General features: G+C 40.5%; 6 protein-coding genes and 1 pseudogene. 5 read left to right on the top strand and 2 right to left on the bottom strand.

The features are described from left to right. Positions 1 to 1,050: 1,050 nt before the first annotated feature. The 4 genes and pseudogenes from AC2JBO_RS41100 to AC2JBO_RS41085 all read left to right on the top strand — a co-directional run. Positions 1,051 to 1,482: pseudogene (locus AC2JBO_RS41100) on the top strand (ABC transporter ATP-binding protein); the annotation flags it as partial. 12 nt (positions 1,483 to 1,494) lie between these two features. Beyond that, entirely contained in the window at positions 1,495 to 2,601 is a 1,107-nt protein-coding gene (locus AC2JBO_RS41095) for an ABC transporter permease (protein WP_496959388.1), read from the top strand. A gap of 100 nt (positions 2,602 to 2,701) precedes the next feature. Next, a complete protein-coding gene (locus AC2JBO_RS41090; RefSeq protein WP_496959387.1) occupies positions 2,702 to 3,820 on the top strand; it encodes an ABC transporter permease in 1,119 nt (372 codons plus the stop codon). Positions 3,821 to 4,019: 199 nt separating this feature from the next. Continuing rightward, positions 4,020 to 4,238 (top strand): hypothetical protein, encoded by a 219-nt coding sequence (locus AC2JBO_RS41085; protein WP_496959386.1) that lies wholly within the window; start codon positions 4,020 to 4,022, stop codon positions 4,236 to 4,238. Between the two features lie 72 nt (positions 4,239 to 4,310). Here AC2JBO_RS41085 and AC2JBO_RS41080 read toward each other — a convergent pair whose 3' ends face one another. Then, positions 4,311 to 4,754: a hypothetical protein gene (locus tag AC2JBO_RS41080; protein ID WP_496959385.1), complete on the bottom strand. Its 444-nt coding sequence runs from the start codon at positions 4,752 to 4,754 to the stop codon at positions 4,311 to 4,313. A 1-nt stretch (position 4,755) separates the two neighbouring features. Next, entirely contained in the window at positions 4,756 to 5,670 is a 915-nt protein-coding gene (locus tag AC2JBO_RS41075; protein WP_496959384.1) for an SDR family oxidoreductase, read from the bottom strand. Between the two features lie 817 nt (positions 5,671 to 6,487). Between AC2JBO_RS41075 and AC2JBO_RS41070 the strand changes: the two genes are divergently transcribed. Beyond that, positions 6,488 to 7,251: hypothetical protein (locus AC2JBO_RS41070; RefSeq protein WP_496959383.1), on the top strand; the 764-nt coding region annotated here is incomplete at its 3' end.

Here is a 7,251-nt window from a genome sequence, read left to right as displayed (position 1 = left end):
AAGACGCCTAAGTACCCTGTGTTGCAAACATTACATGTGCCAGCTAGTGCTGACGCAGCACTGCTGCTGCTAGGCTGGGCAGCTCTCCTGCCCTACAGCTGCAGAACAGCAGCAGCATCCATACATTGTAGCACAGGCAGCAAACATGGTAGTAATTAGTAGGTGCCATCATCAATACACATGAGCGATGGGAGCAGTGGTCCTTAGCATAGAACCCTGTACGTATACGTTGCTGGCCCACTGCAGATGCATCAAGCAGACATGGCGTCAGACATGAGTGGTCTGACAGATGTAACAAGTCCATGCACATGTGACGCCACACCATCAACAGCATGCAAGTGAGATCCTCGGCCCAGCGAAACAGCTGACAGCTGTGAGTAAGTAACAACTCAAAGCAGTTGCATCAGCATTGCATCACAGCCAACCCCAGCAAAGCTTACTTGCTGTGTCAGCATCCACCACTGTGACACATGCTGCAGCCCTCAGAACATACAGCTGGTGGGAGGTACGCATGCCAGGAAACAACGTCTTCTTGGCAGTATCCTGGCACTCGCACAGCAGCAGCTGCTGCACTGGTGCCGCCACAGCTGCAGCCCAGCCTGCTGCAGCACATCAGGCGACAGGCAGCTGCCACTGGTGCTTCGCAGGAAACCCTGTACCTGCAATCCCAGCAAACCATTGCAGTTTCCCAGCCAGCCAAATGCCAGCTGCTGGTCCTCTGAGTGCTGCTGCTGCTGTTGCGCGCCACCAGCAGCCAGCAGCTGCAGCTCTAACACCAGCCGCACAGCAGCTGCTGACAGCATCAGAGCGTCACCCCTCTCCTGCTGGCCATCCTTGCGTACCAAGTACGTTGAACCAGCACACAGCACACAAACAGCAACATCAGCTCGTCCCCAGCACATGTGCATGCTGTTGTCTTGGAATCTACGGTGGCCTTCTGTCACAAAAAAAATGCTGCGGCCTCCAAATAGGCCTGGCCACCTGGCAGCAGCTGCAGCATGTCTTGGTGGAAAGCAGGGATGGACAGCAGGTCCACCTTTGCCCCAACATGTCGCCCCTTTGGCACGGCGCCAGTTTTGGAAACTTATTAACGACTTCGCACGTAACGGTACTGCAATTCTAGTTACAACCCACTACTTAGAAGAAGCAGAACAGTGTAATAGAATGAGTTTTATGGTCGCAGGGGAAACCGTTGCTGAAGGTACACCAAGTTCTATTAAAGCAGGACAACCAGGAAAGTTAATCGAGTTGGCTGTTAATAATAATCAAGCTGCTTCTAATTTACTCAAACAACACTTTAACTCATGGCGTGTATCTATTTTTGCCAGTAGCTTACATATTGTTCTCGATAACCCTGATGTAGAAATACCACAAATTAAAAAATTACTAAAATCAGCTAATTTAACCGTTCAATCACTCCGCATTATTCCATTTTCCCTCGAAGATGCTTTTATCGGAATTGTACAACGCGCGCAAAAATAATAAATAATATATATGAAACGTATCCTTGCTCAATGCACAAAAGAACTAGTTCAATTTAGACGTGACCGTTTAACGTTGGCATTAGCTTTTCTATTACCATTTATAACACTGCTAGTTTTTGGGTTTGCGATTCGTCTTGAAAGTAAAGATATTCCTCTTATTGTCCAAGATTTTGACCGTACTAGCTTAAGCCGTAGTTATATTGAACGATTGTACGCTACTAATCAATTTATACCTAAACAATGGACAGGTAGCGACCCCACGCGCGACGCAATAGACAAAGGTGTTGCAAAAGCTGCCATAATTATTCCACCTGATTTTAGTAGTGATATTCAAGCAGGTAGAAATACTAAGTTACAGGTATTAATCGATGCGACAGATGTAAATAACGCGCGCGTAATTAGAAACAGCATCACTGCTGTGACTAACTTTTTTATGCAGCAGGAAAAATTAATACCCTCTATAGGCGCCATTACAGCACATATTCGCTTATGGTTTAACCCAGGTAGATTAGAGTCACTTTATATAGTACCAGGTACATATGGTGTAGTTTTGTGGATTTTTCCATCATTACTAAGTGCTATTGCAATGGTACGCGAAAAAGAAAAAGGTACTATTTTACAAGTTTACGCTTCTAGTATCGGAGCAACCGAACTTCTTGCAGGGAAAGCACTGGCATATCTAATAGTAGCCATTATCGAAGCGCTAATTGTTATGATATTAGGCGCCTTAATTTTTCAAGTTGGTTTAGCAGGTGATATCACTACCTTGTTATTAGGTACTCTTCTATACCTCACCGATAGTGTTTGTTTTGGCTTACTACTAGGAGTGCGAAGTAGTAACCAAAACGCAGCAGTTCAAGGTGTTGCCCTAGCTGGTTTTATTACATCGCTATTACTTTCCGGTTTTATTTATCCACTAAATAACATTCCCTTTCCCCTATCACTAGTACCTAACATAGTACCCGCACGATACTACATAGACATCACGCGCGATGCATTCGTCCGAGGTACAGGATGGGGAGGAGTTTGGTTTGATTTTGTCATGTTGATATTTTTAGGCTTGATATTTTTCAACGTCTCACGTCGAGTATTAAGTCGAATGCAATTAAAAACGTAGGGTGTGTGACGCGCTTCAACAGTTCATAAACGAAGCGCAAGTATAGTAGCGTCACGCACCAGACTTAATTTTTATCTATACACCCTACACCCATATATTTATGAAATACTTATTACAATTATTCAACACATCGTTTTTTGCATTAGTTCGCAAAGAAATAAATCAAATATTACGAAACAAACAACTAATAGTCTTATTAATCGTACCACCAACTGTTCAACTATTACTTTATGGCTACGCACTAAATCCAGACGTACACAACTTACGATTAGGTGTTATTGACTATGCCAATATTGTAGAAAGTCGAGAATTAGTCAAAGCGATGACATCAAATCGCATTTTTAATCTTGAATCAGTTCCAGCCAGCGAAAAAGAACTAAGCCGTCAAGTCGAAGAAGGCAAACTGGATGTTGGAGTTATAATACCACCAGAATTCGGGCGCCGACTGTCACAAAAACAAGCTGAAATTCAAGTATTTATCGATGGGGTAAATGCGAATACTGCAGGTATTGCTAATGGCTACATGACTCAAATCATTCGACAATTTAATCAAACTTTAACAAGTAATCAAACAATACCAGTATCTCCAGAGGTAGTTTTTCTATATAATCCTGGTTTAACGAGTAGCTGGTTCTTTGTACCTGGGGTCATGGGATTAGTATTAACGTTAATTGCTACGCTAGTTTCAGCAGTTACAGTTGTCAAAGAAAAAGATACAGGTACTCTCGAACAATTATTAATGACTCCAGCAGCTAACTGGGAAATATTACTATCAAAAATTGTGCCCTTAGCATTTCTACTACTAGGCGATGTAATACTTGCTTTGGTATTAGGTACACTAGTATTTAATCTACCATTTCGAGGCAGTTTTGCATTATTTTTTACTTTATCAAGTATGTATTTATTTGTAGGCATCAGTTTAGGAATCATGCTAGCAACTGTCGCAGGTTCACAGCAGCAAGTAGTACTCATGTCCTTTTTTATTAACTTACCAATGGTGCAAACATCGGGTGCCATTGCACCAATTGAAGCGATGCCACCCTTGTTTCAAACTCTATCGTTACTTAACCCCCTTCGTCACTATATCACCATCGTTCGGGGTATTTTACTCAAAGGTGTTGGTATAGAGGTTTTGTGGATGCATGTTCTGGCATTAATTGGCTTTGCTGTTGTGCTGATGACTATTAGTATTCGCAAGTTCCGTAATCAATTAAGCTAGTGGTCTGTGTCAATAGTTTTGGGGTGTAAGAGGATTAACCACAAAGACACAAAGAACACAAAGATAAGAGTTAAGAGAATGAGATATTGGCGCCTACACCCCAGAATTAATGACACGAACCACTAGTAGTCTGTGTCATTAATTTTGGGGCGTTGTAGCATAGGCGTCCCGCCTGTGCGTCCGGTCAGGCGAAACAAGCTTGTCACAGGTCGGTCAAGAGGAATCAAAAAAATTGAAATATCAAGGTACAACTTTGAATAATGGTAGTGATGGATTGGTTTGCACTTCATCAAATGAATTATTCACTTTGGTTGCATTTAGGTATCAATCTCCGAAATACCTGAACAAGATTAATAAGGGCAATGGAGAGATGGAGAGAATAAGTGGGTTTGATGTTGCGACAATTACGCTTGCGTAGGCATTGATCGGTAAGTAGTGGGCATCCTTCCCGCCTAAATAAGACGGGCAAGAAAGTCCCTTAATCAATAGATTAACGTTGATTGGCGCCATTTGGAAAATACTGTGGGTTGAGATATATATTATTTGTTAAACCACCATTGGCGCCTGGTCTAAGATATGTTCCTGTTGGGTTAGTTTGATTACCCTGTATAGTAACGTTAGTTCCGTTTGGGTAATAATAAGTTGTCGCTCCATCACCGCGCGGTACTGTGACACTGGGGTAAGTTATTCCATTCGGTGCCGAAATTGTGCCGTTTGGAAGAACGCGCGTTCCTGTCGGATAGTTAAGATAGTTACCCATACCATTGGAAGTAGGTGGGTTAGTATTTAGTTGTGCATTAGCTACTGTTGCTGTGCTAAATCCACCAAATATTACGGTTAATAATGCTAGTTTAAATAACTTCATACCAAATCCCCTAATAAATCTTAAATCTTGTGGGATGGGCATCCTTGCCCGTCCCAGATATACATTCATTCTACAAGCTCCAAGAGCGCGCTTGATTACTGAAATCACCCTCTATTTTGTCGTAACCGATTACAGGTTCAAACAAATTATCAGGTGTATTTTCTGATTTTGGTTCATTTGTGTACTGTGAGTCAAAACCAGTACGCAGCAAATAAGCGTCTACAAGACTTGGTGCAATACGTTGTAAGAAAAGAAGCACTTTACCAACATCCCCAACTACAACATCGCGTTTTGGACGTTCTGCTGCTTCAACGATGGCTTTTGCAACTAAGCTAGGTTGATATATAGGAGGTGTTGGCATTGGCTTAACACCTAGTTTAGTACGGGCTTTATTAAACAGAGGTGTATTTATACCTGCGGGCATTATGTTTGTAACACTAATATCAAGCTTTTCGTGCTTCAACTCAACACGCAAAGCTTCTAAAAAGCCATCAACACCATGTTTTGAAGCTGCATAAGCACTTTGTAAAGGTATACTACGTTTCGCTTCAATCGATGAAACGTGAATTAAGGCGCCGCGTCCTGTACGCTTAATATGGGGAAGCGCTGCCATTGCCCCATATGCTTGCCCTAATAAATTGACTTCAATAATACGCTTAAATTCTTTAGGTGTTGTTACCGCAAAAGCAGCATAAAGTTCAATAGCAGCGTTGTGTACCCAAGTATCAAGGCGCCCATATGTATCAACAGCAGTTTGAGCAATTTTTTTCACCTGCTCAAAGTCAGAAACGTCAGCTACTACGGCTGTTGCATCTCCACTCAAAGAGCGAATTTCTTCTACTAAAGATTCTAAACCAGGTTGACTACGAGCTGCCACAACTACCTTGGCGCCACGATTTGCAAACTGAAGCGCTGCAACTCGTCCGATACCACTTGAGGCGCCGACCACAGCAACAACCTGCTGATTAATAGGCTTTAACTGCATTTACTTTAACCCTTTAAATGAATAATTCTACATATAAATTTGAATCAAGCTTAATTAAACTTCATCACTCGCAAGTGGTAATGACAAATAAATCGGTATGACCGTAGGGTAGAATGGCAAAAATGACTATAGCAGTTCTAAAAATAAAATTCCCAATGCATCTATTTTGAACAAATATTTGCTCCTAAATTTGACCAATTTCTAACCTTGTAGCATAGGATGGGCGCTCTACAAGAGAGAAAAATGTGTTACAAAACAAAATACGCTTTTTTAATTTCAATATATATAGCAGTCCTAAATCATTTGTAAAATCCGCACGTTGTAGAGACGCGATTAATCGCGTCTCTACGTAGATAGATTTTTTACAATTCATATAGGAATGCTATATACTGAGTTTTAGTTAGTTTGTTAGTAATAGTACTTAGAATGATTGAAATTGAATAATTTATAAATAAAAGATTATTACTGTAAAATTTTTAAATTATAAACTACCTGCTTATATTTATACCCCTAAACCTAACATGAGGATAGATAAGAGTTAATACTGACTATTAATAAAGAAATTAAGCAATAAAACACAATTCCAATTATCAATCTAGGAATATTCTCGTAAATCATTATGCAATTAGGCACTATAACTTGATTAAATAGGCAATTGATCAACTTTAACAGACCAAGTTATAAAGAGTTTGCAAATTAGGAACTTAACAGTAGATTTGAAGCACAATACTGAGTTACAAGTATTTATAGATACCAATTAGCTACATAAATAAAGCGAAGTGGATTGTTTTGTGTAAAATAAGAAGGATTCAAAATCATGTTTAACAAAAGCTTTGGATTAGTTGTATTAACCGCTGTAGCTAGTGTATTTAGTTTGATGGAGAGTGTAAAGGCGCAATCAATTCAAGAAACAATTGGAGCGGCAGACATAGCAAAGAAAGAAAGCAGCACAGCTTTTGAAAAAGAAAAAGCAGCTAAAAGTACTTTCGAGAGTTTCAACACTAAAGCAACTACTGCCAAGGCAAAGTATGATAACTCAGCCCAAGCCGAAGCTACCGCCAAGGCAAAGTATGATAACTCAACCAAAGCTGAAGTTGATGCTAAAGCAAAGTATGATAACTCAACCAAAGCTGAAGCTACCGCGAAGACAAAATATGATAATTCATCAAAAGCTGAAGCTAGTGCCAAGACAAAATATGATAATTCTGTCCAAGTTGAAGCTACCGCCAAAGCAAAGTATGATAATTCAGCCCAAGCCGAAGCTACCGCCAAGGTAAAGTATGATAATTCAGCCCAAGCCGAAGCTACCGCCAAGGCAAAGTATGATAACTCAACTAAAGCTGAAACTGATGCCAAAACAAAATATGATAATTCTGTCAAGGCTGAAGCTACTGCCAAGACAAAATATGATAATTCTGTCAAGGCTGAAGCTACTGCCAAGACAAAATATGATAACTCAGTCCAAGCTGAAGCTAGTGCTAAGACAAAATATGATAACTCAACCAAGACTGAAGCTAGTGCCAAGACAAAATATGATAACTCAGTCCAAGCTGAAGCTAGTGCTAAGACAAAATATGATAA

It is taken from the genome of Calothrix sp. CBUCES-K 9914 (genome assembly GCF_059640475.1).
The sequence above is the reverse complement of the archived record's forward strand: the minus strand, read 5'-3'. Positions and strand labels throughout refer to the sequence as shown.